Source organism: Streptomyces sp. NPDC059740 (assembly GCF_042733155.1).
Lineage (GTDB): Bacteria > Actinomycetota > Actinomycetes > Streptomycetales > Streptomycetaceae > Streptomyces.
Genome location: NZ_JBHWGP010000004.1, coordinates 286543 through 311991, shown reverse-complemented (window position 1 = coordinate 311991; position 25449 = coordinate 286543). Strand labels below are relative to the sequence as shown.

Sequence of the window (25449 nt, the reverse complement as noted above, 5' to 3'; positions counted from 1 at the left end):
CAACGGACGTACGGTCTGTGTTCGCCGGCCGGGTCGGGGCCCGGCTCGTCGTCCCAGCTCTCTGGAGGAAGCCGTGACCGCCGAACTTCCCGACTGGATGATCCCCCCCAGGCCCAGTGGCTGGGAGGCTGACGACCTCGACCATCTCCCCCAGGCACCGCGGCACACGGAACTCATCGACGGGGCTCTGATCTTCATGATGTCACCGCAGCGGTCCTGGCACTCGCGCCTCGTGGAGAACCTGACCTTCGTACTGCGGCAGGCCGCGCCGGAGGGTTTCGAGGCGGAGCGGGAGATGACCGTACGGCTGGACCGCAAGAGCCGTCCCGAGCCCGACGTCCTGGTGGCCACCGCTCCCTTCGAACCGGAGCGGACCTGGTACGCGCCCGAGGACGTCGCTCTGGTGGTCGAGGTGGTCTCGGAGGAGTCGGCGCACCGCGACCGCTCCCTGAAACCGTTCAAGTACGCCCAGGCCCGCATCCCGCACTTCTGGCGCGTCGAGGACGAGAGCGGCGCCCCGGTCGTGCACACCTACGAGCTGGACGCGATGACCTGCTCCTACGTGCCCACCGGCATCCACCGGGGCCGGCTGGTGACCGCTGTGCCGTTCCCCCTGGACGTCGCTCTCGCCTCTCTCGTGCCAGGGAGGCACCAGCGGAGCTGAGACGCGAGCGTGCGGCCGGGCGGGACCCTTCTCCCGCCCGGCCGCACAGCGGTGCCAAGCAACTCCCGTGACGGCAAGCCGACTTGCTAAGGCAGCCACTTCTTCCAGACCTCGGGGTGGGCGTGGACCCACTTCTCGGCGGCCTCGTCGGGGGTGAGGCCCTTGGAGGCGATCAGCTCCGAGACCTCGTTCTGGTCGTCGTTGGACCAGCGGAACTTCTTCAGGAACTTCGCCGCGTCGCTGTTGCCCTTGGCGAACTGCGCGTTGAAGTACTTCTTCACCGGCGTCTTCGGGTACGCGCAGTCGATGGACTGCGGGTCCTTCTCGCCCTTCTTCGCGCAGGCGTCGGTGTACTTCGGCAGCTTCACCTCCGTCATCGGCACCTGCTTGAAGAGCCACTGCGGCTCGTACCAGTACGTCAGGAACGGCTTCTTCTGCTTGGCGTACTGCTGGATCTGGGTGATCTGCGCGGCCTCGGAGCCGGCGAAGACCACGTGGTAGTCCAGGTGCAGGTTCTTCACCAGCGCCTTGTCGTTGGTGACGTAGGCCGGCGAGCCGTCCAGGAGCTGGCCCTTGCCACCGCTCTCGGAGGTCTTCAGCTCTCCCGCGTACTTGTCGAGGTTGTGCCAGTCCAGCACGTCGGGGTGCGCCTTGGCCCAGTAGGTGGGGACGAACCAGCCGATGTGCCCGGTGACGCCGTTGGTGCCGCCGTCGGTGACGGTCTTCTTCTCGTCGATGTACTGCTTCTCCTGCTCGGGGTGGCCCCAGTCCTCCAGGATGGCGTCGATGCGCCCCTGGCTGAGGGCGTCCCAGGCGGGGATCTCGTCGACCTGTGTGGTGTCGACGTGGTAGCCGAGCTCGTGCTCCAGCAGGTACTTGGCGACGCCGACGTTGGCGTTGGCGCCGACCCAGCTGCCGAAGGACAGGGTGACCGAGCGGCTCCCGCCGGCCGCAGCGAACGGCGAGGTCTGCTTGGTCATGTCGGCCTTGCCGCAGGAGGACAGCGAGAGCGTCAGCGCCGAGGCGAGGGAGACGGCGGCCACCACCGTGCGGGTGCGGGGCGAGGTCAGGGCAGTTCGGACACGCGCCATGATCAGGCTCCCTTCCGCGTGCGGCGTTCGGTGGGTTGGGTCATCCGGTCCAGCAGGACGCCGAGGCAGACGATGGCGACGCCCGCGACCAGGCCCAGCGCCAGGTCGCCGGTGGCCAGGCCCGTGACGACGTCGTAGCCGAGCGCGCCGCCGCCGACGAGGCCGCCGATGATGACGACGGCGAGGACGAGGACCACGCCCTGGTTGACGGCGAGCAGCAGCGCGGGGCGGGCCAGCGGGAGCTGGACCTGCCGCAGCGTCTGCCAGCGGGTGGCGCCGAGCGAGCGGGCGGACTCCATGGCGGCCGGGTCGACCTGCCGCAGCCCCTGGGTGGTGATGCGGATGACGGCGGGCAGCGCGTAGACCACCGCCGCGGCGACCGCCGGGGCACGCCCCACGCCGAACAGGGCGACGACGGGGATGAGGTAGACGAACTGCGGCATGGTCTGGCACACGTCCAGCACCGGGCGCAGGATCCGCTCCAGCCGCTCGCTGCCCGCGGTGAGCACGCCGACGGCGAAGCCGAGGACGAGGGTGAGGGCGACGGCGGAGAGGACCTGGGCGAGGGTGTCCATGGAGGACGTCCACACGCCCAGCACGCCGATGGCGGCGAGGGCGAGGGTCGCGGTGAGCGCGGTGCGCCAGGTCCCGACGAGCCACACCACGGCCGCGACCAGGAGCAGCAGGCCCCACCAGGGCACCGAGGTCAGGCCGGAGCGCAGCGGGTTGAGCACCCAGTCGGTGAAGTGGCGCGCCCAGTCCGCGGTGCCGCCGACGACGGGGACGCCGGAGTAGAGGTGGTCGACCATCCACTTCTTGACGTCGTTGACGGGCGAGGCGATGTCGAGGGCCCAGGCCTGCGGCCACACCGTGGAGCCCGCGGTGTTCCCCGCGACGGCGGCGACGGCGGTGACCACGGCGGCCAGGACCCAGCCGAGCGGGCCGCGGCTGAACCGGGACGGCTTCTCGGGCGCGGTGCCCAGGCGGGCGCCGGCGGCGCCGGTGGTGCGGTCCATGACGATGGCGAGCAGCACCAGCGGGATGGCGGCGGCGAGCGCGGAGCCGACGTCGACCGAGGAGAGCGCCTGGAAGACGCGGTCGCCCAGGCCGGCGGCGCCGATGACGGAGGCGATGACGGCCATGGACAGCGCCATCATGATCGTCTGGTTGACGCCCAGCAGCAGTTCGGCGCGGGCCAGCGGCAGCCGGGCGGTCAGCAGCCGCTGCCGGCCGGTGGCGCCCAGCGAGGTGACGGCCTCCAGCACGCCGGCGTCGGCGCCGCGCAGCCCGAGCGCGGTCAGGCGCGCCATGGGCGGTGCGGCGTAGACGACGGTGGCCAGCAGCGCGGCGGGCACGCCGATGCCGAAGACGAGTACGACGGGCAGCAGGTAGGCGAAGGCCGGCAGCACCTGCATGGTGTCCAGGACGGGCCGCAGCAGCCGGAAGAACCGCTCCGAGAGACCGCCGAGCAGGCCGAGGACCGCGCCGACGACCACCGAGGCGAGGACCGCGACCACCATCAGGGCGAGCGTCTGCATGGTGGCGACCCACATCCCCAGGACCCCGCTGACCAGCAGGGACACCAGGGAGGTCGCGGCGATCCGCCAGCCGGCGACGCGCCAGGCCACCAGGGTGACGAGCGCGGTCACGCCCGTCCAGCCCAGGACGAGGAGGACCAGGTACACGCCGCGCACCGCGAGGTTGACCACGTTGCTGAGGTGGCCCAGGCCGTAGGTGAACACCGGCGCGGTGTCGCGGTTGTCGATGATCCAGTTGCTGACGTGCTTCAGCGGCGAGGAGAGGTGGACGGTCAGCGCCCGCGGCCAGGTGCCGCTGCCGAAGTGTCCGGCCAGCAGGGGCACGAGGACGGCGGCGAGCACGGCGAGGAGGAGGAGCTTGCCCAGGGCGCGGCCCCGGGGGTGGGCCGCCAGGCGGCGCAGCGGCGACGGGCCATGCGGCTCGCGGGCGGCGGGCGGCTGGGCGGCGGTGCCGGTGGTGGCGGGCCCCTCGACGGGGGCGCCGCTCTCGGCGGCGGGGTCGGAGGTGGGGGGAGGGCTGGTCGTGGAACTCATCCGCGCCCCCGCTTCACGGTGGGGTTCGGGGAGTTCGTCGCGGCTGCCCGCAGGGCACCGCGCCAGGCGTGCCGGACCAGGTCGCGCAGCCGGACGGCGGGGACGGCCGGGGGGACGGGCTGGTGGGTCACTGGTCAGGCTCCCTTCCGGTCGCCGGTCACGGCTGCGGGGGTGGCGGCCTTCTCCTGCCCGGGGCGCTCGGCCTCCGCGGCGGCGGGGCGACCGTCGACGCGGGCGACGACGCCCAGCAGGGCGGCGTGGTCCACGACGCCCAGGCAGCGCTCACCGTCCATGACGCGGGCCGGGGCGCCGGTGCGGGCGACGACGTCGATGGCGTCGGCGACCCGGGTCTGCGGGGACAGGCCGGTCCCCGCCTCGGCCTCGCCGTCGCGGGCGGGCCGCATGGCGCGCCGCACGGTGAGGACCTGTTCGCGGGGGACGTCGGCGACGAAGTCGCGGACGTAGTCGTCGGCGGGGGAGGCGACGATCTCCTCGGGCGTGCCGAGTTGGACGATCTGCCCGTCGCGCATGAGGGCGATGCGGTCGCCCAGACGCAGCGCCTCGGACAGGTCGTGGGTGATGAAGACCATCGTGCGGCCCTCCTCCTTGTGGAGGCGGACCACCTCGTCCTGCATGTCGCGCCGGATGAGGGGGTCCAGGGCGCTGAACGGCTCGTCGAAGAGGAGGACCTCGGGGTCGACGGCGAGGGCGCGGGCCAGGCCGACGCGCTGCTGCTGGCCGCCGGAGAGCTGCCCGGGGCGGCGCTTCTCCAGCCCGTCGAGGCCGACCTTGTCGACCATCTCCTGGGCGCGGGCGCGGCGTTCGGTCTTGCCGACGCCCTGGATCTCCAGGCCGTAGGCGACGTTGTCCAGGACGGTGCGGTGCGGCAGCAGCCCGAAGTGCTGGAAGACCATGGCGGCGCGGTGGCGGCGCAGTTCGCGCAGGGTGGCGCGGTCCATGCCGCGGACGTCCTCGCCGTCGAGTTCCAGGGTGCCGCTGGTGGGTTCGATGAGGCGGGTGAGGCAGCGCACCAGGGTGGACTTGCCGGAGCCGGAGAGGCCCATGACGACGAAGACCTCGCCGGGGTGGACGTCGAAGCTGACGTCCCGCACGGCCGGGGTGCAGCCGGTGCGTTCGCGCACCTCAGCGGCGGTGAGGCCGGTCAGGGAGTCGTCGCCGGGTATCCGCTCGGCCTTGGGGCCGAAGACCTTCCACAGGTCGCGGACGCGGAAGACGGGCGCGGTACCGGAGACCTCGGAGGTGTTCCCGGGCGGGTTGGGGAGGGTCGTGGTGCTCATGCCTGGCTCCTCTCCGCCGGGGACTGGGCGAGCAGTTCGGCGCACTTCTCCCCCACCATGAGCACGCCGATCATCGGGTTGACGGCCGGCATGGTCGGGAAGACCGAGGCGTCGGCGATGCGGATGCCGTTCAGGCCGCGGATGCGCAACTGCGGGTCGACCACGGCCAGTTCGTCGTCGGCTGCGCCCATGCGGCAGGTTCCGGCGGGGTGGTAGACGGTGTGGGCGACGCGGCGGGCGTACTCGCTTATGTCCTCGTCGCTGACGACCTCGGGCCCGGGAGCCACCTCGCGCTTGAGCCAGCCGGCCAGCGGCTCGGTCTTGGCGATCTCGCGGGCGAGGCGGATGCCGTCGACCAGGGTGCGGCCGTCGTAGTCCTCCTCGTCGGTGAAGTAGCGGAAGTCCAGGGCGGGCTTGACCTCGGGGTCGGCGCTGGTCAGGTAGAGCCGGCCGCGGCTGCGGGGCTTGGGGATGTTGGGGGTCATCGACACGCCGTGCTCGGGGCGGGTGTAGCCCAGGCGCTCGGGGTTGTCGGTGAAGGGGATCTGGTAGAAGTGGAACATCAGGTCCGGTCCGCGCGAGGTGGGGTCGCGGCGGACGAACAGGCCCGCGTCGGAGTCCATCGCCGAGTTGTCGGGGATGGGCCCGTCGGTCTCCCAGACGATGACCGACTCGGGGTGGTCGAGCAGGTTCTCGCCGACGCCCGGCAGGTCGTGGCGGACGTCGATGCCCAGCGCCTCCAGGTCCTTCCTCGGGCCGATCCCGGAGTGCATCAGCAGGCGCGGGGTGTCGACGGCGCCGGCGCACACCAGCACCTCGCGCCCGGCCTCGACGAGGATCTCCTCGCCGTCCTTGGTGCGCACCTGGACGCCGGTGGCGCGGTCGCCGTCGAACTCCAGGCGGTGCGCCCAGGTCTCCAGCATCAGGTGCAGGTTCGGGCGGTCACCGGCCTCCATGTGGGGGTGGAGGTAGGCCACCGAGGCGGAGGAGCGCTTGTTGTTCTCGGGGTGGTAGGCGAGGTCGAAGAAGCCGACACCCTCGTGGAAGGGCTGCTTGTTGAAGCCCTCGACGCGCGGCACCCCGGCGGCCTGCTGCGCGGCCTCGACGAAGTCGCGGGCGATGGCGTTGCGGTCCTTCTCGTCCACCGCGACGATGTTGTTGCGCAGCCGGTGGAAGTAGGGGTCCATGGACTGCGCGTCCCAGCCGGTCGCGCCGGCCTCGGCCCACTCGTCCCAGTCGCCGGGCAGCGGCTTGAAGGAGATGAGCGTGTTGTGGGAGGAGCAGCCGCCGAGCACCTTGGCGCGGCTGTGCAGGATGTGGGAGTTGCCGCGTGGCTGCTCGGTGGTGGGGTACGCGTAGTCGAGGTCGCCGCCGAGGAGACCCAGCCAGCGACGCAGCGTCAGGACGTCGTCGCGGTCCATGTCGGACGGGCCGCCTTCGATGACGGCGACGGTGACGTCCGGGTCCTCGGTGAGCCGGGAGGCGATCACCGAGCCCGCGGTGCCACCGCCGACGACGACGTAGTCGAATGTGGGCATGGGGGGTTCTCCTTCTGAGCTGTCGCCGGTTTCGGCGGGCCGCGGGGGTGGTGCGGCGCGTCAGGGTGTGACGAGGTGGCGGGGCGGCGCGGGGGCCGCCTCGCTCACGTGGCGCTGTTCTTCAGGTGGGGGTGGGGTGGTACCTCAGCCGGCGAACCAGCGGACCGGTTGCGGCCGCAGGTTCTCGTAGACGTGCTTGGTCTCGCGGTACTCCTCGAGCCCGGCGGAGCCCAGTTCGCGGCCGATGCCGGACTTGCCGAAGCCGCCCCACTCCGCCTGCGGCAGGTAGGGGTGGAAGTCGTTGATCCACACGGTGCCGTGGCGGAGCCGGGCCGCGACGCGGCGGGCCCGGGCGGTGTCGGCCGACCACACGGCGCCGGCGAGGCCGTACTCGGTGTCGTTGGCCAGGGCCACGGCCTCGTCCTCGCCGGTGAAGGTCTCGACGGTGAGGATGGGCCCGAAGGTCTCCTCGCGGATGACGCGCATGCCGCGGTGGCAGTCGTCGAGGATGGTGGGGAGGTAGAAGTAGCCGGTGGCGGGGCGGACCTCGCTGGGCGCGGGGCGTTCGCCGCCGCAGACCAGCCTGGCGCCCTCGGCCAGCGCGGAGGCGACGTAGCCCTCGGTCTTCTCCAGCTGGGCCTGGGAGACCAGCGGGCCGCACTCGACGTCCTTCTCGGTGCCGCGGCCGAGCCTGATCCGCGCGGCGCGGGAGGCGAGTTCGGCGACGAAACGGTCCTTGACGGACTCCTCGACGATGAGGCGGGCACCGGCCGAGCAGACCTGGCCGCTGTGGATGAAGGCGGCGTTCAGGGCCTGGTCGACGGCGGTGTCGAAGCCCTCCTCGGTGGCGCAGGCGTCGGCGAAGACCACGTTGGGGTTCTTGCCGCCGAGTTCGAGGGCGATCTTCTTGACGCCGGCGACGGCGGCCTGCGCGGCCTTGGTGCCGCTGACCAGCCCGCCGGTGAAGGAGAACAGGTCGACCTGGGGGTGTTCGGCCAGCCGGGCGCCGACGGGGTCGCCGGGGCCGGTGACGATGTTGGCGACGCCCGCCGGGAGCCCGGCCTCCACCAGCAGCTTCACCAGGTGGACGGTGGACAGCGGGGTGACCTCGCTGGGCTTGACGACGAAGGTGTTGCCGGCGGCGAGCGCGGGCGCGATCTTCCAGCTGGCCTGGAGCAGCGGGTAGTTCCAGGGGGTGATCAGAGCGCAGACGCCGACCGGCTCGTGCACGACCACGCTGTGGACGTCGGCGGAGCCGGCGTCGACGACCCGGCCGGTCTCGGCCACGACGGCGTCGGCGAAGTACCGGAAGGCGGCGGTGACGTCGTCGACGTCGACGCGGCCCTCCTCCAGGGTCTTGCCGGTGTCGCGGCTCTCCAGCAGGGCGATGTCCTCGCGGTCGCGCTGGAGGAGGTCGGCGACGCGGCGCAGCAGGGCGGCGCGTTCGGCGACGGGCGTGGTGGGCCAGGCGCCGGCGCCGCCGTCGAAGGCGCGGTAGGCGGCGTCGACAGCCGCGTCGGTGTCCTCCCGGCCGCCCTCCGCCACGGTGGTGAGCACGGTGGCGTCGGCGGGGTCGAGGACCTCCCGCGTGCGGCCGGACGCGGCAGTACGCCACGCCCCGTCTACGTGAATGGTCTCGGGTCCGGGTACCGACACGTCCGTTTCGCCTTCCGTCGGGGGAATCGCTGCATGGCCGACCGGGGTCAGCAGCGGCAACCCCTCCCCCGATCCGGGGAAACCATGCGCACGGCACCCCCGAACGTGACCTTGTTCACGGCCGGGGAGTGGAACCGGGGGCTGCGTACCGCGGTGACGTGGCCGGTCCCTACCCGCCGTGCTCGCGCGTATGCGCCGCCCGGCGAGGACACGGGCAACGGCGCGGGCACGGCGGGTGACCGGTACCCGGCAGCCGCTCCCCCGCCGGACCGTCCCGCGGGGCATCAGCCGCCGGTGGTGGCCTCCGCTGCCGTGGGACCGGCGGTCAGGGCGGCGGCGAGGGCGTGCAGCAGCTCGGGGGTGACCGCGGGGCTGACGGCGGCGAGCTGGAGCGGCGAGAGGGCCCCCGTCATCGCCAGCATCCCGGGGTGCAGGACGTGCGGCAGGTGGCGGGCGAGGGCCTCGCGTCCGCCGGGGACCGCGAGGAGGTCGCGCAGCGGGGTCGCCACCGACACCCCGGCCGGTGAGGCGGTGGCGGGCGGGAAGTCCCCGGCGAGGGGCAGCGGCCGGTCCGCGCCCTGGACCTGCGGCAGCTGGGAGCGCGTCAGCAGGTGCTCGGCGGTGACCGGGCCGCTCGCCGGCAGCCCGAGGCGGGCGAACTGGTCGGCCGGTGCGTCCAGCGCCCGCATCTGCTCGACCAGCAGCGTCGCCATGCGCAGCTCCAGCTCCTCGTCCAGGAGCGGGTGTTCCTGGTCGGGGTCGGTCGCCAGGTCGTACAGGCGGGTGCCGAGGTGGTACGGGTTGCCGACGGCGAAGCCCGGCACCCGCAGCAGCGGCACGCCCTTGGTGAAGTCGAAGGGTTCGCTCAGGGTTGCCTCCCGCAGTTCCTCGGGGGTGAACCGCGAGGCCATGTGGGTGGGCATGAGCGTGTGCTCGTACAACGGCCGGTTCTCGGGGCCGGCGCAGGCCCGCATGTAGACGTGGCGGCCGTCGGTGATGTTGACGTGGGCGCCGAAGGAGCCGAAGAGGCCGGCCTCGCGCACCGGGCGGTCGGTGGCGACGGTGTCGGTGAGGGGGACGCCGAGCATGTCGGGGGTGCGGTCCAGGCCGAAGAAGTCGAGCAGGGTGGGGCCGATGTCGATGGTCTGGACGAGGGAGGCGCGGCGGCCGGTGGCCCGGCTGCGCGGGTCCCAGACGAACAGCGGGGTGTGGATGTTCTCGTCGAACCAGGGCTGGACGTTCTTGCCCCACCAGCCGTGCTCGCCCAGCAGGAAGCCGTGGTCGGTGCAGACCACCAGCAGGGTGTCCTCCCACAGCCCGTGCGCGTCGAAGGCGTCCAGGACCCGGCCCAGGGAGGCGTCGCACATGGTCAGCAGGGCGGCGTACTCGCGTCGGGCGTGGTCGACGGCGGCCTCGTCCTCGGTGACGCGCTTGTAGTCGGGCCAGTCGAAGTGCGGGCCCTGCCAGTCGTGGGCGTAGTGCTTCTTGTGGTCGGCGTAGGAGAAGAACGGCTCGTGCGGGTCGAAGCACTCGATCTGGAGGAACCAGCGGTCCTCGGTGTGGTTGGTGGCGAGGAACTCCAGGCCGGCGTCGAAGGTGCGGGTCTGGGGGTGGTCGGCGGGGTCGGTGAGGTGGCTGCGGTTGATCCAGTCCTGCCGCCACAGCCGGCCGCCGCGCCAGCCCAGCGACTCGGGGATCTCGGGGTCGGCGACCTGCCCCTTCCACTTGTCGCCCTCCTGTCCGCGGAAGAACTCGAAGGAGTCGTAGCGCTGGTGGTAGGTGGCGCCGCCGTCCTCCCAGTAGTGCTGGTGGTCGGTGACGAGGTGGGTGTGGACGCCGTTCTCGCCGAGGATCTGCGGCACGGAGTCGTCGTAGGGCTCCAGCGGCCCCCAGGAGCGGTGGAGGAAGTTGGGGCGGGCGGTGTGCATCTCCCGGCGCGCCGGCATGCACGGCATGCTGCCGCCGTAGCAGTTGTCGAAGACGGCGGAGCGGGCCGCCAGCCGCTCGAAGTTCGGGGCGTGCACCCAGTCGCAGCCGTAGGGCGGCAGCAGCCGGCGGTTGAGGCTGTCGAACATCACCATCACGGCTCTCACCGGTCGGCCTCCTGGAGGTGGTGGTCTGCTGGGGCGGGTGTGCGCCGGGGCGGTGCACCGCGTGAGGGTGCGGTTCCGGCCGGGCCGGGCGGTGCTCAGCCGGCCGGGTCGGCGGGGGCCGCGCCCGCGGTGCGGTGGTCGAGCAGCAGGCGGCGGGTGTGCTCCAGCCAGTCGATCCACGCGTCGATCTCACCGGCCCCCCTCAGGTGGAGGAGTTCGCTGAGCAGCCGGGCGCGGCCGGGATCGACCTCGGGCACCGGCTCGGCGAAGCCCATCGCCCGGTCCCGTCCCCGTGAGCGGGCCACCTGGGCGCGGCGGTGGGCGAGTTCGACGTCGATGAGGGCGATCGGCAGGTCGGGGTCGAGCATCCCGGCGAACAGGAAGCGGACCGCGAAGTCGGGGTCCTGGAGGCGGCTGGGCGGCTGGTAGGGGCTGTGTGCCCAGGCCAGCAGCGCCTCCCGGCCGGCGGGGGTGAGGTGGTGGACCTTGGCGTCGGGCCGGCCGTCGCGGGGGTCGGTCTCCCAGCGGACCCAGCCGCGCTCGGTGAGGCGGGCGAGCAGGCGGTAGATCTGGCTCTGGTGGACGCCCGAGCGCAGGAACCGGCCCTCCTGTTCCAGCCATCGCCGCAGGTCGTAGCCGCTGCGCGGTTCCATCGCGAGCAGCCCGAGCAGCACGTACTCGAAGGTCAACGCGTCCCCTTCCGCCGTGGCGGCCTTGACTGGGCCCCCGCGCTCGTACACCGTCACCTATGTGCAAAGTGCTATATCAGGAGTGGGTGGGGCGTCAACGGCCGCGACGGGCGGCGGCTCTCCGTGCTGCGCGGTCCCCCGGGCGGGTGGCGAGGCGACGGCGACCGCCCCGGACGTCGCCCGCTCCCGCACGCCCGTGCAGCACGAGGAGGTGGCGCTGGCCGGGGGCGCGTACCGGATGGGCGACGCCTTCGGCGAGGGCTACGCCGCGGACGGCGAACTCCCCGTCCACCCGGTGGTGCTCTCCCCGTTCCGCATCGACGCCACCGCCGTCACCAACGCCGCCTTCGCCCGCTTCGCCGCCGCGACCGGTTACGTCACCGACGCCGAACGGGCCGGCTCCTCGGCGGTCTTCCACCTCTTCGCGGTGGCCTCCCCCGGTGACGTCCTGGGCCGGCACCCGGCCGCGCCCTGGTGGCTGGACGTGCGGGGCGCCGACTGGCGCCACCCCTACGGCCCGTTGACGGACGTCGCCGACCTCGCCGACCACCCGGTGGTCCACGTCTCCTTCCGCGACGCGCAGGCGTACTGCGCCTGGGCGGGGCGGCGACTGCCGACGGAGGCCGAGTGGGAGTACGCGGCCCGCGGGGGCCTGGCCGGGCGCCGCTTCCCCTGGGGCGACGAGCCGCGGCCGGGCGGCCAGGCGCGCTGTCACGTCTGGCGGGGCGACTTCCCCGACCGCCCCACCGGCGAGGACGGCTGGCTGGCGACCGCCCCGGTGCGCTCCTTCCCGCCGGGCGGCTTCGGGCTGTACGAGATGTCCGGCAACGTCTGGGAGTGGTGCGCGGACGGTTTCGACCCGACCTGGTACACCCGTTCCCCGGTCCGCGACCCGTGGTGCCCGCCGGGTGGGCGGCTCGGCCGCCGGGTGCTGCGCGGCGGCTCGTACCTGTGCCACCCCTCCTACTGCCACCGCTACCGGGTCGCGGCCCGCACCGGCAACACCCCGGACTCCACCAGCGGGAACTGCGGCTTCCGCACGGCGGCCTGAGCGGCGGCGGGCGCGGGGCGCGGAAAACCGCAGGACACAGGGGCCCGCCCCCGGCTACCGTCCGCCGCATGGACCCGATGACCGACCAAGAGATCCGCGCCTCGTTCGTGAACTGCTCGAAGGGCGAGGCGAGCCGGCTCTCGCTCCCCGCGGGGCTGGCCGGACTGCCCTGGGCGGATCTGGACTTCCTCGGCTGGCGGGACCCGGGCGCGCCGGACCGCGGTTACCTCGTGGCGCCCCGGGAGCAGGGCCCGGTGGGCGTGACCCTGCGCGCCCCGCAGAACGTGCGCCGCAGCTTCACCAAGACCACCGTCTGCTCGCTCTGCCTCACCGGCCACCCGGGCTCCGGCGTCGCCCTGCTCGCCGCGCGCCGGGCGGGCGCCGCGGGCCGGCAGGGCAACACCGTGGGCGTCCACGTCTGTGCCGACCTGGCCTGCCCCCTGTACCTGCGGGGCCGCAAGCAGTCCGCGCTGACCTCGCGGTACGAGGAGTCGCTCAGCGTCGAGGAGAAGCTGGCCCGGCTGGACGGCAACCTCCAGGCCTTCCTGGACCGGGTGCTGCAGAGCCGGCCGAGCGCCGTCCGGTAGCCCCCGCGTCCCGGCCGGACGGGTGGCGGGGCCTCAGTCCTGCCGGTAGCCGCTCAGGAACCGTCCGATGCGGCTGATGGCGGTGTCGAGTTCCTCGACGCGCGGCAGGGTGAGGATGCGGAAGTGGTCGGGCCGTGCCCAGTTGAAGCCGGTGCCCTGCACCACCTGGATCTTCTCCCGCAGCAGCAGGTCCAGGACGAACTGCTCGTCGTCGTGGATGCGGTGGACCGCCGGGTCGATCCGGGGGAAGGCGTAGAGCGCGCCGCGGGGTTTGACGCAGGAGACGCCGGGGATCTCGTTGAGCCGCTGCCAGGCCACGTCCCGCTGTTCGCGCAGACGTCCACCGGGCAGCACCAGGCTCTCGATGGACTGCCGGCCGCCGAGCGCGGCCTGCACGGCGTACTGGGCGGGGGCGTTGGGGCACAGCCGCATCGAGGCCAGGGTGTCCAGGCCCTCCAGGTAGTTGCTCGCGTGCTCCCGGGGGCCGGAGACCACGAGCCAGCCGGAGCGGAAGCCGGCGACCCGGTAGGCCTTGGAGAGGCCGCTGAAGGTGAGGGTCACCAGGTCGGGGGCGACCACCGCGGGGCTGTGGTGGACGGCGTCGTCGTAGAGGATCTTGTCGTAGATCTCGTCGGAGAGGACCATCAGGCCGTGGCGGCGGGCGAGGTCGCAGATGCCCTCGACGATCTCCCGCGGATAGACCGCCCCGGTGGGGTTGTTGGGGTTGATGACCACGACGGCCCTGGTCCGGTCGGTGATCTTCGCCGCCATGTCGTCCAGGTCCGGCAGCCAGTCGGCGGACTCGTCGCAGACGTAGTGGACGGCCTTGCCGCCCGCCAGCGTCGTCACCGCGGTCCACAGCGGGTAGTCGGGCGCGGGGATGAGGATCTCGTCCCCGTCCTCGACGAGCGCCTGCACCGCCATGGAGATCAGCTCGGAGACGCCGTTGCCCAGGTAGACGTCGTCCACGTCCGCATCCGGCAGCCCCCGCTGCTGGTAGTGCTGGGCGACGGCCCGCCGGGCGGGGAGGATGCCGCGGGAGTCGGTGTAGCCGTGGGCCCGGGGAAGGCTGCGGATGATGTCCTGGAGGATCTCCTCCGGCGCCTCGAACCCGAACAGCGCCGGGTTGCCGGTGTTCAGCCGCAGGACGCTGTGGCCCGCCTCCTCCAGGGCGTTGGCATGGGCGATCACCGGTCCGCGGATCTCGTAGCAGACCTCGCTGAGCTTCCCCGACTGCCGGAACTCCATGTGCTGGCCCCTCTCTTGCCGGCTGGCGCCGCCGGGAGACCGCCCGGCCCCGCGGATGGCCTCCTGCCGACCGTCCGGGCGCTACTTGGTTTTACCAAGCCTGCACTTGGAAAGTCCAACCTTGTGTCTAGACTGCGGACATGCCACGCCGACGCTACGACCAGTTCTGCGCCGTCGCCCGGGCCCTGGACCGGGTCGGTGACCGCTGGACCCTGCTGATCGTCCGGGAGCTGAGTGCCGGGCCCCGCCGCTACACCGACCTCCACGCCGACCTCCCCGGGATCAGCACCGACGTCCTCGCCTCGCGCCTGAAGGACATGGAGGCCGACGAGCTGGCCACCCGCCGGCGGCTGCCCGCACCGGCCTCGGCCACCGTCTACTCGCTCACGCCGCGCGGTCGCGGACTGCTGCCCGTCCTGACCGCGCTCGCCGAGTGGGGCGCCCCGGACCTCGCCGAACGCCGGCCCACCGACGCGGTGCGCCCCCACTGGTTCGCCATCCCCCTCGCCCGGCGGCTGCGCGAGGCCGCCGCCACCGCGGCCGGGGCCGTCACCGTGACCACCGACGAGGGCGGCTTCCGCGTCACCTGGGAGGCGGACACCGACCCGGTGGCCACCGGCGCCGCAGCGTACGGGACCGAGGCGGCCGGTACGGCCCCGCACCCGGCGGCCGAGGGCGAACCCGAGGTCGTCCTGACCGCCGCCACCTGCGTGGCCCTCACCGGCGCCGGCCTCGACTGGGAGGTCGGCGTGAAGGAGGGCCGCATCGAGGTGCGCGGCGAGGGCCCGCTGGCCGACGCCCTGCGCGGCGGCGCACCGCACGCCTGAGCGTTCCGGGCCCGCCGGGCCCGCGGTCGGCCGGCGGACGTTCGCGAATCGTTCGCGTCACGGGCCCGGCGGGCGGGCCGCGTGCACCTACCGTGACGGCATGACGAGTACCGAGAAGGTGCCCGGGAGCGGGCCCGCCCGCACTGCGGACGCCGGCGCACGGACGCCTGCCCGCGGGGTCCGCCGGGACGTGGTGGCGGCCCTCGCAGGCGTGGCGCTGTTCGCCGCCGCCGCGGTGGCCGGCGCGGCGCTCAACCGCACCACCTACCACGGCAGCGGCATCCTCCGGCTCAGCTCCCCGCCGCTGTACGGGCCGTGGCTGCCGCACGTCGGCCCCGGCACCCTCGCCGCGCCCGTGGTGGCGGCCCTCGTGGTGGCCTACGGTCCCCCGCTGGCGCGCCGCCTGAGCTGGCGCCGGCTGCTGCCCGCCGCCTGGGCGGCGACTGCGGTCTGGACGTTCGCCCTGGCGATGGTGGACGGCTGGGGCCGCGGCTACGCGCAGCGCCTGACGACCCGCATGGAGTACCTGCGCTCGGTGCCCGCCGTCCACGACATCCCGGCCACGCTCGCGGACTTCACCCACCACATCCTGGTGGGCTCCCCCCACATCTGGCCGGCGCACGTCTCCGGTCACCCGCCGGGCGCGCTGCTGACCTTCGTCCTGCTGGACCGCGTCGGCCTGGGCGGCGGGGCGTGGGCCGCGACCTGGTGCCTGCTGACCGGCACCTCGGCCGTGGCCGCCGTCCTGGTGGCGGTGCGGGCGCTGTGCGGCGAGGTGTGGGCGCGCCGCGCCGCCCCCTTCCTGGTGCTGATCCCGGCGGCGGTCTGGATCGGGGTGAGCGCCGACGGCTACTTCGCGGGGGTGGCCGCCTGGACGGTGGCGCTGCTCGCGCTGTCCGCGACGCGCACCGCACGGTGGCCGCGCCTGGCCGCGCTCGCCGCCGGCCTGCTGGCGGGCCTGGCCGGCTACCTCTCCTACGGGCTGACGGTGCTGGTGGTGATGGTGGCCGCGGTGCTGGTCATGACCCGCACTGTCCGGCCGCTGCCCTACCTGGTGCTCGGCGCGCTGCCGTGGGTCCTCGCCTTCACCGCCGCCGGGTTCTGGTGGCCGGAGGGCTACACGACGCTGCACACCCGCTACTACCAGGGCGCCGCGAAGGTCCGCCCCTACGGCTACTTCGTGTGGGCCGACCTGGCTGCGCAGGTCCCCTCGGTGGGCCTGGCCGCGCTCGCGGGGCTGCGCCGGGCGGCGGGGCCGCTGCGGGAAGGAGTGCGCCGGTGCGCGGCGGCGTGGCCGTGGCGGCGGGACGCGGCGACGGCGGCACGGCCGGTGACGGGCCGCGCTGCCCTGGCCGGGCTGGTCGCCGCCGCGGTGTGCATGATGCTCGCCGCGGACCTGTCGGGCATGAGCAAGGCGGAGACCGAGCGCATCTGGCTGCCGTTCGCGGTGTGGCTCCCGGTGGCCTGCGCCCTGCTGCCCCGGGCCTCGCACCGGTGGTGGCTGGCGGTCCAGGCGACGGTCGCCCTCCTCGTCAACTCACTCCTGTTCACCGGGTGGTGAGGATCCGGGCCCGGGGGCGGGCGGCCCGGCTGCCGTCGGCCGTCAGCCCGGCCGGCGCAGTGTCAGGAAGTGTCGTCCGCCGACGCTCCACTGGTCCGTCGGTGTCCAGCCGGTGACCCGGGCCATCCGGCGCAGCGCCGCTGCGCCCACCCGGGCCCAGGGGAAGGGCCGGCCGGTGCGGCCGCAGCCGTCGTCGAAGCGGACCGCCATCCGCTCGTCGACCTCGCAGGGGTCCGCCTCCACGAACAGCAGGCCACCGCTGGGGGCGACGAGGCCGGCCAGTCGTTCCAGCAGCGCCACCGGGTCGCCGCCGATGCCGATGTTCCCGTCCAGGAGCAGCGCGCAGTCCCAGGTCCGCTCCCCCGGCAGGGCGTCGAAGACCGACCGGCACAGCGCCGCCCCGCCCGCCTCCTGCGTCCTGGCCACCGCGGCGCGGCTGACGTCGATGCCGAGCACCGGGTGCCCCGCCTCCCGCAGCGCCGCCACCAGCCTGCCCGGCCCGCAACCGACGTCCAGGACCGCCCCCACGCACCGCCGCAGCACAGTCATGTCGGCCTCGTCCGCCGCCGCGCACCACCGGTCGACCTCCGAGGCCAGCCACCCGCCGTCGCACCGGCGCAGGAAGAGCGGGCCGCTGGCCGGGCTGAGCGCCTGGCCGTAGGGATCCTCGTGGGGCTCCAGTGGAGTGTCGGCCTGCGGCCCGGTCAGGGCGGCGGGGGCCTGCTCGGGCCCGGCGTGCGGTGTGCCGTGCCCGGGCGGGGGCTCGTGGGTGGTCACCGGCTGGTCCTCCGTCCCTGGACGTCCTGCCTCGCCGCCGGCCGGAGCGCCCGCTCACCCGGAGCGCCCCGCGACCAGGGCACGGGCGGCGGTCCCGGCCGGCCCGCGGCGGCGCGACGGCGTTGCCGCCAGGATGACCGAGGGACGCCCAGGTGGCGCGCCGGCTCCTCCGGACGGACCAGTGGCCGGTGCCGGCTCACCCGGCCGGGCGGTCACCACGTGCGGCCAGCAGCGCCCGCCACTCACCGAGGTCGTGGTGGCAGCGGGCCAGCGCCTGGGCGTGCCGCATGGCCGACACCAGCCCGGGACCCGGGTCGGCGGCGAGTCGGGCTGCGGCCTCGGTGACGCACCGCAGCACTCTGCGCCGCACCGGGTCCTCCGGCGGCAGCGCCGCCGCCAGCCGTTCGGTCTCCGGCAGCAGGAGGCGCAGGCGGGAGCAGACGAGCCGGGTCGCCTCCGCCAGGTCCTCGTGGCGCGGCAGCGGCTGCCCCTCCGCGAGCACCACGGCGGCGCCGGCCGGGAGTGTCCCGGCGTCGGCGGTCCGGGTGGCGGTCCCCGGAGCGTCCCCCGCACGCGCTCCTTCCCCAACCCCGCCCACCGGCGGCGGGGTTGGTTCGGCCGGTGTCTGGTGGTCCATGGTGGACACCATGCGGTGCCCGGGGCCCGGCGCGTCGCCGACGCGCCGGGCGGTGCCGTTGTGCGAGTCCGCACCCGAACTGCGGGGGAGGCCGCCGGATCTGGGCGCGCCCGCCGGGCGGCGGGGCACCCGGCGGGCCGACCGGCGGCTCCCCCGCGATCCGGTCAGTCCCCCTCCACCTCGTCCTCGCCCGACCGGTCGCCTTCGACGTGGTCGTTGCCCGCCTCCCCGCCGGCCCCGTTCTGGACGTTGCCGGTGCGGTCGACCTCCAGCCAGGAGTCGGCGTGGGAGTTGTCGATCTCGACGACCGCCAGGCGGGAGGGGAGCGTCACCGCGGCGCCCAGGAGCGGAGCCACCGGGGCGGCGGCGGCAGGTCCGCCCTGCGGTGCGACGAGGAGGGCCCCGGTCGCCGCCAGCAGGCCGCCGCCCCACGCCGCCCGGCGGGTGGGCCGCTTCATCGGGTGAGCAGGGACGCGGTGTCGTGGTGGCGGCTGATGTTGCGCTCCAGCAGCGCCGTCGACTCCGGGACGCCGACCCGGCCGGGGCCCGCCTCCGGCAGCCGCCCGTCCTCGGCCTTCAGCCGCCGCAGGGCCGTGTCCACCGCCTCGTGCGCGGCGAAGAGGCAGGGCGTGGAGTAGATGGCCACGTCCACGCCCAGCGCGTCCAGTTCGGGGAGCGAGAGCCGCGGCGACTTTCCGCCGGCGATCTGGTTGAACAGCAGCGGCTTGTCGCCGATCACCTCGCGGATGCGCCGGATCCACTCGACGCTGCGGACGCCGTCCACCAGCACCACGTCGGCGTCGGTCTTGGCCAGCGCCGCGGCCCGGTGCAGGATGTCGTCCTCCTCGGTGGCGTCGGTGCGCGCCACCACGACCAGGTCGCCCCGGCTGTCCAGCACCATGTGGAGCTTGTCGAGGTACTCCTGGAACGGCAGGACCTGCTTGCCGTCGGCGTGGCCGCAGCGGCGGGGGCGCTTCTGGTCCTCCAGGATGACGCCGGACGCGCCCGCCCGGTCCAGGCGCTGCACGACGTGGCAGGCGACCTCCGGGTCGACGTAGCCGTCGTCGATGTCGACCAGCAGGTGGCGGCCGGGGAAGGCCAGCCGCAGGCGTTCCACGAAGTCGACCATGTCGGGCCAGGCGATGAAGCCGATGTCCGGCAGCCCGTAGTGCGAGGCGGCGAAGCCGAACCCGGAGACGAAGAAGCCGTCGTAGTGCTGGGCGGCGACGGACGCCGAGTACATGTCGTAGATGCCGATGAGCGGTGTGGTGCCCGGCGCTGAGATCTCCTCGCGCAGAGCGGTGCCGTAACGCATCGAACCTCCAGAACGGATGCGGGACGAGGACACGGTTGCCTCTCCCTTGACGTCCGTTTTACGGAGATTTGACGGATCGCTCAACGATCCCGGTGACGCCGTTGGGCCGAACGGCCGCACGCCCACCACGGCGCCCGACCGTGCAAAAACGATTTCAGCTCTTGGGGAACCGGTCCGGACACGACCTGTGCCATCACCCCGGCCGGGGTGGTCCCCCGTGTCGCGCCCCCCGGCCGGGCCGGGCCCTTCGGAAATCCCGCCCGAACCAAAGACCCGTCGGCCGCACCGGGCGCAGACTGCCTTCATGAGCGAGAACATCTCCACGTCACCTGTCAACGTCCACGAAGCGCTGGCGAGTTTCGACGCCGTCTACAGCCCCCGCATCGTCACGCGCGTCAACGACTACGACGTCCGGATCGCCCACACCCTGGGGGACCACGTCTGGCACACCCACGAGGACACCGACGAGTTCTTCCTCGTCCTGGACGGCCACTTCGAGGTGGCGCTGCGGGCCCCGGACGGCTCGGAGCGGACGGTGACGCTGCGCCGGGGCGACACCTTCGTCGTCCCCCGCGGCACCGAGCACCGGCCCTCGTCCACCGGCGGCGCGATCCTCATGTTCGAGCCCACGGGCACCTCGTCGACGGGCGACCGCCACCAGGGCGCGCTCCCGGACCACGTCGACAGCACCACCGGGCACGCGCTGGGCTGACGACCGCCCCGGCGGGCGGGGCGAGCCGGTTCGGGGCGCCCCGCCCGCTACACGTCGTCCGCCGCCACGTCCTGCACCGACAGCCCCGCCAGCCACAGTGGCATCAGCCAGTGGAAGGCGACGAGGGACGCCAGGCCGGGCGCCACCGCCGCCTGCGGGACGTCCACCACCGCAGCTCCCCCGCAGGCGAGGAGGAGCAGGTACAGGGTGAGGCGATGGGCGCGGGCCTGGACTCGGGCGCGCTCGGCCAGCTGCCGTTCGTCCAGGACGCGGGCGCGCAGCTCCAGCAGGCCCCGGGTGGCGGAGTTGAGGAAGCCGGTCGCGTAACACCACGGGACCAGCAGGACGAGCAGCGCGAGCGCCGTCCACCGCAGGACGGTCTCGCCGTCGGCCACGGCCAGGACCCAGGTGGTTCCCAACCCGGCCACGGTCAGGGCCACATGCAGGGCGACGGCCGCTCGCCGCCGCGCGGCGGTGGCGATCCAGGGGTGATCGGAGTGGCGGTTCATCAGTGCCGTCATGCGCCTGTCGTAGGCCGCACCGAGACCCGTCCTGGTCGCACTCATACCTGTTTCCTCCCGTAGACCTCGTCGGTGAGCGGCCGGAACGGCTGCAGGGAGAAGAGGCCCTCCACCGGCAGCCCGAAGAACGCGGCGATCCGGAGGGCCAGGTCCAGGCTGGGGTTGTACTGCCCCCGCTCGATGTACCCGATGGTCTGGTAGTGGACCCCCACCGCCTCGGCCAGCGCCTGCCGCGACACCTTCCGGTCGGCCCGGACCGCCGCCAGCCTGTTGTGCACCTGCTCGCTCATGTATAAGAAGTACTACATTGCAGAGCAGATGCACAACAAGGTTCGGTGAGCAGCCGCCTCCTCAACGCCGGTGTGCGCAGCGCGAGTCGGGGCGGGGCCCCCTCAGCGACTGGCGGTCCGTCGGCGCCGGCTGCGGGCCGCCACTGCCGCCCACAGCCCGGACAGCGCGAACAGGCCGGCCGTCAGCAGCGCCCACCGCTCCGCGAAGCCGTGCGGGCTCAGGCGGGTGTGCGCCTCGAAGTCCGGCACCCGCTCCAGGACCAGCGGCCACCAGACCAGGAGCAGCAGCAGGGACAGGAAGGCGGGTACCCGCAGGTGGTTGAGGCGGGCGCGGTGCGGCGCAGCCGCGGGCCCGGACGCGTGCCGGCCCTCCGCACCGCTCCCGCCACGGACGTCACCGCCCCCGGACGACACCGCAGGCACGGCCCGCCGCTCCCCGGGCCGGCCGCCTCCCCCCGCGAACCGGTTACGGGTGACGCGACGCAGCACCGCGTCGCCCGCCGAGTAGAGCGGCAGCAGGACGAGGTCGTGCGCGAACGCCGCCCCCACGAACCACACCGCCACCGCGAGCCACCTGTGCCGCAGGAGCCGTTCCCCGGCGTAGTACGCGAGAACGAACGAGGCCAGGATCAGCAGGAGATGGAGCACTGGCGCCCCGTAGCGCCTTTGCACCGACCGGCCGGGGTGACGGGGCGGGCGGGCGACGGGGGAGGCGCCGCGCGAGGAAGCGCCACCGGAGCCCTGGGCGCCGGAGCCCGGGCCGTCGGGCGCGCGGCCGGTCACGGCGCTCCGAAGGTCACGCGGGTGACCCACTTGGTGTTGTGCACCCCGGGGCAGGCCGGGACGATGACGCGGGCCGGGTAGCCGTGGTCCGGCGAGAGGTCCGCCCCGTTGACCCGCAGGGCCAGCAGGGACCGCGGGTCGCGGACCTGGTTGTCCCGGAGCGAGGCCGTGCGGAAGGGCCCCGCGGGCTGCGCCGACTCCACGAAGGCCGAGGAGCCGGCGGGGTCGGCCCCGACGAGCGCGGCGAGGTGCGCCAGGCGGACCCCGCTCCAGAGCTGGTCCTCGGTGGACCAGCCCTCCACGCAGGCGATCGGGAGCGAGGCCGTGTGCTGGGGCAGGTCCCCCACCTGACTCCGGTTCAGGGACACCTCGCGCCCGGGCCCGCGCAGCACCAGCCGCCACGCCGGGCCGAGGTCGCGGGCCCTGACGCCCACGTCGGCGGCCGTCTTGTTCACCTGGAAACCCAGGGGCCCGCCGCCGGGCTCACGGCCGTGCGGGGCGAGCAGGGCGGTGGCGCGGAGCGGGCCCCCGATGCTCTGCCCCGCGGTCACCCCGAGGAGGAGCAGCGACCCCGAGCCCACCATGGCGACGGCGCCCCGGCGGGACATCGTCGCCGGCGCCGGGTCGGGTGTCACCAGCCCGGTGGCGTCGGGTGGTTCGGCACGGGTGCGTACCGCGGGCGTGCGCCACACCCCGGGCGGTCGTCCGTCCCCCCACAGCGCCCGGACCATGAGGCGCAGCCGGAAGGCGACGTGCACGACGAAGGCACCCGCCATGATCCAGGCGCCGTAGAAGTGCAGCACGTAGAAGGAGCCGGGGAAGACGTAGTGGAGTTGGACGTCGAGCAGTCCGGTGGCGAACTCGAACAGGGCACCGCCCACGAGCAGCAGCAGCGAGAGGCGTTCCAGCGCCTGTGCCGGCGACCGCAGGGGCGGCCAGGCGAAGAGGCGGGGGATCACCGACCACAGCTTGGCGAGGAGGACGGGGACGAGCACGACTCCGGCGGTGACGTGCACGCCCTGCGTCAGCCGGTACAGCCAGTGCGGGTCGGTGGGCCAGGCGAAGAGGTAGAAGCCGAGCACGCCCCGGTCGGGGGTGGTGTCGTTGCCCGGCAGGTCGGGGTTGTACGCGGCGTAGGACAGCAGTCCGGTGACCAGGAGCAGGACCACGCCGACCAGCAGGACCAGCCCGAACACGGAGGTCAGCCAGGGGCCGCGCAGGGGGCTGCGCCAGAACCCGGGGCGACCGGGTCCGGGAGGCGGTCGCCCGGGACCGTCGGCACGGCCAGGAGGCGGCGTGGGGCCCTTCACCGGCGATGAGTCGCCGCTCGGCGGCGGCGGGGGCGGCGGGCCGGTCCGTCCGCGTGGCGCCGTCCCGTCGCCTTCTCCCGCCGCGTGCGCTCCGGTGTCCACTCCGCCTCAGCTCCCTCCTGGGCGCCACGGCCCACGGCCCTCGCCGACGCCCTCCGCCCGCAGGCCGGGGCCGTCGTCCTCGTGCCGAAACGGTAAGCGGCGGAACAGAGGAAAAGCCGCATTCCGGGCGGAAGCTGTCACGTCGGCCCGCATCATCGGCGCGGGCTGACGGCCCGCGTCATCAGCACGGGGCGGAACAGCGCAGGGCCCGTCCGGGGGCCACCGCGTCCTCGCGCGGCGGCCCGGACGGGCCCTGCTGCCGTCAGGCGTGGGCGGCTCCGGTCTCACCGGGTGCCGCGGGGCGGAGGCTCAGACCAGGCCGAGACCGCGGACCGCGTCGCGCTCCTCGGTGAGCTCCTTGACCGAGGCGTCGATGCGGGTCCGGGAGAACTCGTTGATCTCCAGGCCCTGGACGATCTCGTAGACGCCGTCCTTCGTGGTGACGGGGAAGGAGGAGATGATGCCCTCGGGCACGCCGTAGGAGCCGTCGGAGGGGATGCCCATCGAGGTCCAGTCGCCCGCGGCGGTGCCGTTGACCCAGGTGTGCACGTGGTCGATGGCGGCGTTCGCGGCCGAGGCGGCGGAGGAGGCGCCACGGGCCTCGATGATGGCGGCGCCGCGCTTGGCGACGGTCGGGATGAAGGTGTCGGCCAGCCACGCCTCGTCGTTCACGACCTCGGCGGCGTTCTTGCCGGCGACCTCGGCGTGGAAGATGTCGGGGTACTGGGTGGCGGAGTGGTTGCCCCAGATCGTCAGCTTCTTGATGTCGGCGACGGAGACGCCGGTCTTCTGCGCGAGCTGGGTCAGCGCACGGTTGTGGTCCAGGCGCGTCATGGCGGTGAACCGCTCGGCGGGGACGTCCGGCGCGGCCGACTGCGCGATGAGGGCGTTGGTGTTGGCCGGGTTGCCGACGACGAGGACCTTGATGTCGTCCGCGGCGTGGTCGTTGATGGCCTTGCCCTGCGGCTTGAAGATGCCGCCGTTGGCCTCCAGCAGGTCGCCGCGCTCCATGCCCTTGGTGCGGGGGCGGGCGCCGACGAGGAGGGCGACGTTCGCACCGTCGAAGGCCACGTTCGGGTCGTCGGTGATCTCGATGCCCTGGAGCAGCGGGAAGGCGCAGTCGTCGAGCTCCATGGCGGTGCCCTCGGCGGCCTTCAGCCCCTGGGGAATCTCCAGCAGGCGCAGCTTCACCGGTACGTCCGCGCCGAGGAGCTGGCCGGAGGCGATGCGGAAGAGGAGGGCGTAACCGATCTGGCCGGCGGCGCCGGTGACGGTGACGTTGACGGGAGTGCGGGTCATGGCGATCTCCTGCGCGGTGTTCTCTGGGGCAAGCCCCAGAGCCCCATGGGTGGGTGGCGGTGGGTGTCCCTGCCCGTGTACCGAGTTCTCTCTGTGTGCCCGGGGAAGTTTCTTGGTGTCAAGAGACCGAACACGGCCGTCAGGCTATCGGACCCGTGCGCGGCTGCGGGGACGGCCGGGTGTGGTTCCCCTCACCGGCGGGAGAGCGGCGCCCAGAAGCGGCACCGACCGGCGTACGGCAGCCGACGGCACGGCTTCCGCAGCGGGGGCTCGGGCAAAGGTGACGGCCGCCCGCTCAAGGAGGGGGGAGAGCGCGGGCGGCCGTCGAGGGGGGTGCCGGACCCGTGGGGGGAGGGTCATCAACCCATCTGCCCGGGCTCCGGTGACCCATGCGCCTCACGCGTAAGGGATTTGGGGATGTGTGAGGGGCGCACGTGAAGATCTCGTTCCGTACGGGCCTTCTTCGGCCACTCCGGGACGGGGAGGTGGCGCGGGGCCCGGCGGCGAGGAGCGTACCGGGGGGGCGTTCGGGCCCGGCACGGTCTCAGGCCCGCCACTGGCCGCCCGGCGCCCGGCGGTGGGCGTCAGGCGGCGGGTGGCGGGCCTGAGACGTCAGGCAGGACACCGCCGGCAGGGACCGGTCACCTGACGCTGAAGTGCACGAGGTCGTTGAGGAACGGGATCTCCAGGAGGGGCCTGGGCTGGGCCATGAGCGCGAGCAGGATGATGACCACGCCCAGCCCGCCGTAGATGAGCATGTCGGTGAAGCGTGACCGGACGGCCAGCATCCCGACCACCGGCAGCACGCGCCGCAGCACCGCCCCCGCCACCAGCGTCAGGCCCACCACCAGCGCGCCCACCCGGAACACGTCGACCGCGACCAGCAGCAGGCCGAGCGCCACCCCGGCGATGACGGTCAGCATCGGCCACTGCCGGGCGGGCGCCGGGGCGTCCCCGGAGGCCGTGCGACCGCCGCCCTCGGGCCGGGCGGTGTCCCGGGTGAGCGTGGGGAAGCGGCGGGAGCCGCGCGGCCCGTGCGCCCCGTCCCCGTCGTCCTGCCGGTCCTCGCTGCCCGCGTGCGACCGCTCCCCGGCGGCCTCGGTGTGCTCCCGGCCGGGCGGCGTCTGTTCGCCGTCGGCCTGCCCGTGCTCCCCGCCGCCGGGGCGCGCCGGGTCCTCTCCCCCTCGTCCGGCGGGGGCCTGGGCGCCCGCTGCCGGCTCCGGTGGGTCGCCGCACCCCTGCGACCGGGGGCGGCGTCCGGCGTCCTCCCCGTCCTGCGAGGCGTGGTGCGCGTGGCCGCGCGCTTCGGCACCCATGGTCAGCAGCCC

At 74.0% G+C, this 25449-nt stretch carries 25 protein-coding genes; 6 read left to right on the top strand and 19 right to left on the bottom strand.

Annotated elements, in window-relative coordinates; all coding sequences use genetic code 11:
- The first annotated feature begins 97 nt into the window (after positions 1 to 97).
- A complete protein-coding gene (locus ACFV3R_RS07950; RefSeq protein WP_385577514.1) occupies positions 98 to 664 on the top strand; it encodes a Uma2 family endonuclease in 567 nt (188 codons plus the stop codon).
- Between the two features lie 86 nt (positions 665 to 750).
- On the opposite strand, the gene ACFV3R_RS07945 is transcribed toward ACFV3R_RS07950, so the two are convergent.
- The 8 genes from ACFV3R_RS07945 to ACFV3R_RS07910 form a co-directional block, all read right to left on the bottom strand.
- On the bottom strand, positions 751 to 1755 hold the full coding sequence (locus ACFV3R_RS07945) for an ABC transporter substrate-binding protein (RefSeq protein ID WP_385577266.1): 1005 nt from the start codon (positions 1753 to 1755) through the stop codon (positions 751 to 753).
- 2 nt (positions 1756 to 1757) lie between these two features.
- A complete protein-coding gene (locus ACFV3R_RS07940; protein WP_385577264.1) occupies positions 1758 to 3827 on the bottom strand; it encodes an ABC transporter permease in 2070 nt (689 codons plus the stop codon).
- The gene (locus tag ACFV3R_RS07935) at positions 3824 to 3958 is read right to left on the bottom strand and encodes a hypothetical protein (protein ID WP_385577261.1); all 135 of its coding nucleotides are present in this window, start codon (positions 3956 to 3958) and stop codon (positions 3824 to 3826) included. Before ACFV3R_RS07935 ends, ACFV3R_RS07940 begins: the two co-directional genes overlap by 4 nt.
- 3 nt (positions 3959 to 3961) lie before the next feature.
- Positions 3962 to 5125, bottom strand: a complete 1164-nt coding sequence (locus ACFV3R_RS07930; RefSeq protein ID WP_385577258.1) for a glycine betaine/L-proline ABC transporter ATP-binding protein — start codon at positions 5123 to 5125, stop codon at positions 3962 to 3964.
- Positions 5122 to 6663: a GMC family oxidoreductase gene (locus ACFV3R_RS07925; protein ID WP_385577255.1), complete on the bottom strand. Its 1542-nt coding sequence runs from the start codon at positions 6661 to 6663 to the stop codon at positions 5122 to 5124. The genes ACFV3R_RS07930 and ACFV3R_RS07925 overlap by 4 nt, the downstream gene beginning before the upstream one ends.
- Positions 6664 to 6807: 144 nt before the next feature.
- On the bottom strand, positions 6808 to 8319 hold the full coding sequence (locus ACFV3R_RS07920) for an aldehyde dehydrogenase family protein (protein WP_385577252.1): 1512 nt from the start codon (positions 8317 to 8319) through the stop codon (positions 6808 to 6810).
- A 284-nt stretch (positions 8320 to 8603) separates the two neighbouring features.
- Entirely contained in the window at positions 8604 to 10412 is a 1809-nt protein-coding gene (locus ACFV3R_RS07915) for a sulfatase (RefSeq protein ID WP_385577249.1), read from the bottom strand.
- Between the two features lie 95 nt (positions 10413 to 10507).
- Positions 10508 to 11101, bottom strand: a complete 594-nt coding sequence (locus ACFV3R_RS07910) for a PadR family transcriptional regulator (RefSeq protein WP_385577246.1) — start codon at positions 11099 to 11101, stop codon at positions 10508 to 10510.
- 196 nt (positions 11102 to 11297) lie between these two features.
- On the opposite strand from ACFV3R_RS07910, the gene ACFV3R_RS07905 reads away from it, so the two are divergent.
- Both ACFV3R_RS07905 and ACFV3R_RS07900 read left to right on the top strand, forming a co-directional pair.
- Positions 11298 to 12152 (top strand): formylglycine-generating enzyme family protein, encoded by an 855-nt coding sequence (locus tag ACFV3R_RS07905; protein ID WP_385577243.1) that lies wholly within the window; start codon positions 11298 to 11300, stop codon positions 12150 to 12152.
- Positions 12153 to 12220: 68 nt separating this feature from the next.
- Entirely contained in the window at positions 12221 to 12739 is a 519-nt protein-coding gene (locus ACFV3R_RS07900; RefSeq protein WP_385577240.1) for an FBP domain-containing protein, read from the top strand.
- 33 nt (positions 12740 to 12772) lie between these two features.
- Here the strand turns inward: ACFV3R_RS07900 and ACFV3R_RS07895 are convergent, their stop codons facing one another.
- Positions 12773 to 13987: a pyridoxal phosphate-dependent aminotransferase gene (locus ACFV3R_RS07895; protein WP_385577237.1), complete on the bottom strand. Its 1215-nt coding sequence runs from the start codon at positions 13985 to 13987 to the stop codon at positions 12773 to 12775.
- Between the two features lie 140 nt (positions 13988 to 14127).
- Between ACFV3R_RS07895 and ACFV3R_RS07890 the strand changes: the two genes are divergently transcribed.
- A complete protein-coding gene (locus ACFV3R_RS07890) occupies positions 14128 to 14814 on the top strand; it encodes a winged helix-turn-helix transcriptional regulator (protein ID WP_385577234.1) in 687 nt (228 codons plus the stop codon).
- 100 nt (positions 14815 to 14914) lie between these two features.
- Positions 14915 to 16375, top strand: coding sequence for a hypothetical protein (locus tag ACFV3R_RS07885; protein WP_385577231.1), 1461 nt, complete (start codon positions 14915 to 14917; stop codon positions 16373 to 16375).
- Positions 16376 to 16417: 42 nt separating this feature from the next.
- Here the strand turns inward: ACFV3R_RS07885 and ACFV3R_RS07880 are convergent, their stop codons facing one another.
- The 4 genes from ACFV3R_RS07880 to ACFV3R_RS07865 all read right to left on the bottom strand — a co-directional run bounded on the left by ACFV3R_RS07880 (position 16418) and on the right by ACFV3R_RS07865 (position 19104).
- Entirely contained in the window at positions 16418 to 17152 is a 735-nt protein-coding gene (locus ACFV3R_RS07880) for a class I SAM-dependent methyltransferase (RefSeq protein WP_385577228.1), read from the bottom strand.
- Between the two features lie 196 nt (positions 17153 to 17348).
- A complete protein-coding gene (locus ACFV3R_RS07875) occupies positions 17349 to 17789 on the bottom strand; it encodes a DUF6415 family natural product biosynthesis protein (protein WP_385577224.1) in 441 nt (146 codons plus the stop codon).
- A 164-nt stretch (positions 17790 to 17953) separates the two neighbouring features.
- Entirely contained in the window at positions 17954 to 18247 is a 294-nt protein-coding gene (locus ACFV3R_RS07870) for a hypothetical protein (RefSeq protein ID WP_385577221.1), read from the bottom strand.
- Complete coding sequence (locus ACFV3R_RS07865; protein WP_385577218.1) at positions 18244 to 19104, bottom strand: oxaloacetate decarboxylase; 861 nt, start codon at positions 19102 to 19104, stop codon at positions 18244 to 18246. Before ACFV3R_RS07865 ends, ACFV3R_RS07870 begins: the two co-directional genes overlap by 4 nt.
- A gap of 304 nt (positions 19105 to 19408) precedes the next feature.
- Here ACFV3R_RS07865 and ACFV3R_RS07860 point away from each other — a divergent pair, with 304 nt between their 5' ends.
- Complete coding sequence (locus ACFV3R_RS07860) at positions 19409 to 19816, top strand: cupin domain-containing protein (RefSeq protein ID WP_385577215.1); 408 nt, start codon at positions 19409 to 19411, stop codon at positions 19814 to 19816.
- A gap of 47 nt (positions 19817 to 19863) precedes the next feature.
- Here the strand turns inward: ACFV3R_RS07860 and ACFV3R_RS07855 are convergent, their stop codons facing one another.
- The 6 genes from ACFV3R_RS07855 to ACFV3R_RS07830 form a co-directional block, all read right to left on the bottom strand.
- Positions 19864 to 20382: a hypothetical protein gene (locus ACFV3R_RS07855; protein WP_385577213.1), complete on the bottom strand. Its 519-nt coding sequence runs from the start codon at positions 20380 to 20382 to the stop codon at positions 19864 to 19866.
- Positions 20379 to 20627: a helix-turn-helix transcriptional regulator gene (locus tag ACFV3R_RS07850; RefSeq protein ID WP_385577210.1), complete on the bottom strand. Its 249-nt coding sequence runs from the start codon at positions 20625 to 20627 to the stop codon at positions 20379 to 20381. The genes ACFV3R_RS07855 and ACFV3R_RS07850 overlap by 4 nt, the downstream gene beginning before the upstream one ends.
- A 102-nt stretch (positions 20628 to 20729) precedes the next feature.
- Complete coding sequence (locus ACFV3R_RS07845; RefSeq protein ID WP_385577207.1) at positions 20730 to 21275, bottom strand: hypothetical protein; 546 nt, start codon at positions 21273 to 21275, stop codon at positions 20730 to 20732.
- A 131-nt stretch (positions 21276 to 21406) separates the two neighbouring features.
- Positions 21407 to 22720, bottom strand: a complete 1314-nt coding sequence (locus tag ACFV3R_RS07840; protein ID WP_385577204.1) for a molybdopterin-dependent oxidoreductase — start codon at positions 22718 to 22720, stop codon at positions 21407 to 21409.
- Between the two features lie 411 nt (positions 22721 to 23131).
- Entirely contained in the window at positions 23132 to 24121 is a 990-nt protein-coding gene (locus ACFV3R_RS07835; RefSeq protein ID WP_385577201.1) for a malate dehydrogenase, read from the bottom strand.
- A 641-nt stretch (positions 24122 to 24762) separates the two neighbouring features.
- A complete protein-coding gene (locus ACFV3R_RS07830; RefSeq protein ID WP_385577198.1) occupies positions 24763 to 25437 on the bottom strand; it encodes a DUF3017 domain-containing protein in 675 nt (224 codons plus the stop codon).
- Positions 25438 to 25449 lie beyond the last annotated feature (12 nt).

Excerpts from the sequence above, each read along its gene's own strand:
- ACFV3R_RS07925 (WP_385577255.1), bottom strand. The coding sequence starts at position 6,663 with ATGCCCACATTCGACTACGTCGTCGTCGGCGGTGGCACCGCGGGCTCG.
- ACFV3R_RS07940 (WP_385577264.1), bottom strand. The coding sequence starts at position 3,827 with ATGAGTTCCACGACCAGCCCTCCCCCCACCTCCGACCCCGCCGCCGAG.
- ACFV3R_RS07855 (WP_385577213.1), bottom strand. The coding sequence starts at position 20,382 with ATGAGTGCGACCAGGACGGGTCTCGGTGCGGCCTACGACAGGCGCATG.
- ACFV3R_RS07870 (WP_385577221.1), bottom strand. The coding sequence starts at position 18,247 with ATGAAGCGGCCCACCCGCCGGGCGGCGTGGGGCGGCGGCCTGCTGGCG.
- ACFV3R_RS07835 (WP_385577201.1), bottom strand. The coding sequence starts at position 24,121 with ATGACCCGCACTCCCGTCAACGTCACCGTCACCGGCGCCGCCGGCCAG.
- ACFV3R_RS07900 (WP_385577240.1), top strand. The coding sequence starts at position 12,221 with ATGGACCCGATGACCGACCAAGAGATCCGCGCCTCGTTCGTGAACTGC.
- ACFV3R_RS07865 (WP_385577218.1), bottom strand. The coding sequence starts at position 19,104 with ATGCGTTACGGCACCGCTCTGCGCGAGGAGATCTCAGCGCCGGGCACC.
- ACFV3R_RS07875 (WP_385577224.1), bottom strand. The coding sequence starts at position 17,789 with ATGGACCACCAGACACCGGCCGAACCAACCCCGCCGCCGGTGGGCGGG.
- ACFV3R_RS07885 (WP_385577231.1), top strand. The coding sequence starts at position 14,915 with ATGACGAGTACCGAGAAGGTGCCCGGGAGCGGGCCCGCCCGCACTGCG.
- ACFV3R_RS07930 (WP_385577258.1), bottom strand. The coding sequence starts at position 5,125 with ATGAGCACCACGACCCTCCCCAACCCGCCCGGGAACACCTCCGAGGTC.
- ACFV3R_RS07890 (WP_385577234.1), top strand. The coding sequence starts at position 14,128 with ATGCCACGCCGACGCTACGACCAGTTCTGCGCCGTCGCCCGGGCCCTG.
- ACFV3R_RS07895 (WP_385577237.1), bottom strand. The coding sequence starts at position 13,987 with ATGGAGTTCCGGCAGTCGGGGAAGCTCAGCGAGGTCTGCTACGAGATC.
- ACFV3R_RS07945 (WP_385577266.1), bottom strand. The coding sequence starts at position 1,755 with ATGGCGCGTGTCCGAACTGCCCTGACCTCGCCCCGCACCCGCACGGTG.
- ACFV3R_RS07830 (WP_385577198.1), bottom strand. The coding sequence starts at position 25,437 with ATGGGTGCCGAAGCGCGCGGCCACGCGCACCACGCCTCGCAGGACGGG.
- ACFV3R_RS07850 (WP_385577210.1), bottom strand. The coding sequence starts at position 20,627 with ATGAGCGAGCAGGTGCACAACAGGCTGGCGGCGGTCCGGGCCGACCGG.
- ACFV3R_RS07860 (WP_385577215.1), top strand. The coding sequence starts at position 19,409 with ATGAGCGAGAACATCTCCACGTCACCTGTCAACGTCCACGAAGCGCTG.
- ACFV3R_RS07950 (WP_385577514.1), top strand. The coding sequence starts at position 98 with ATGATCCCCCCCAGGCCCAGTGGCTGGGAGGCTGACGACCTCGACCAT.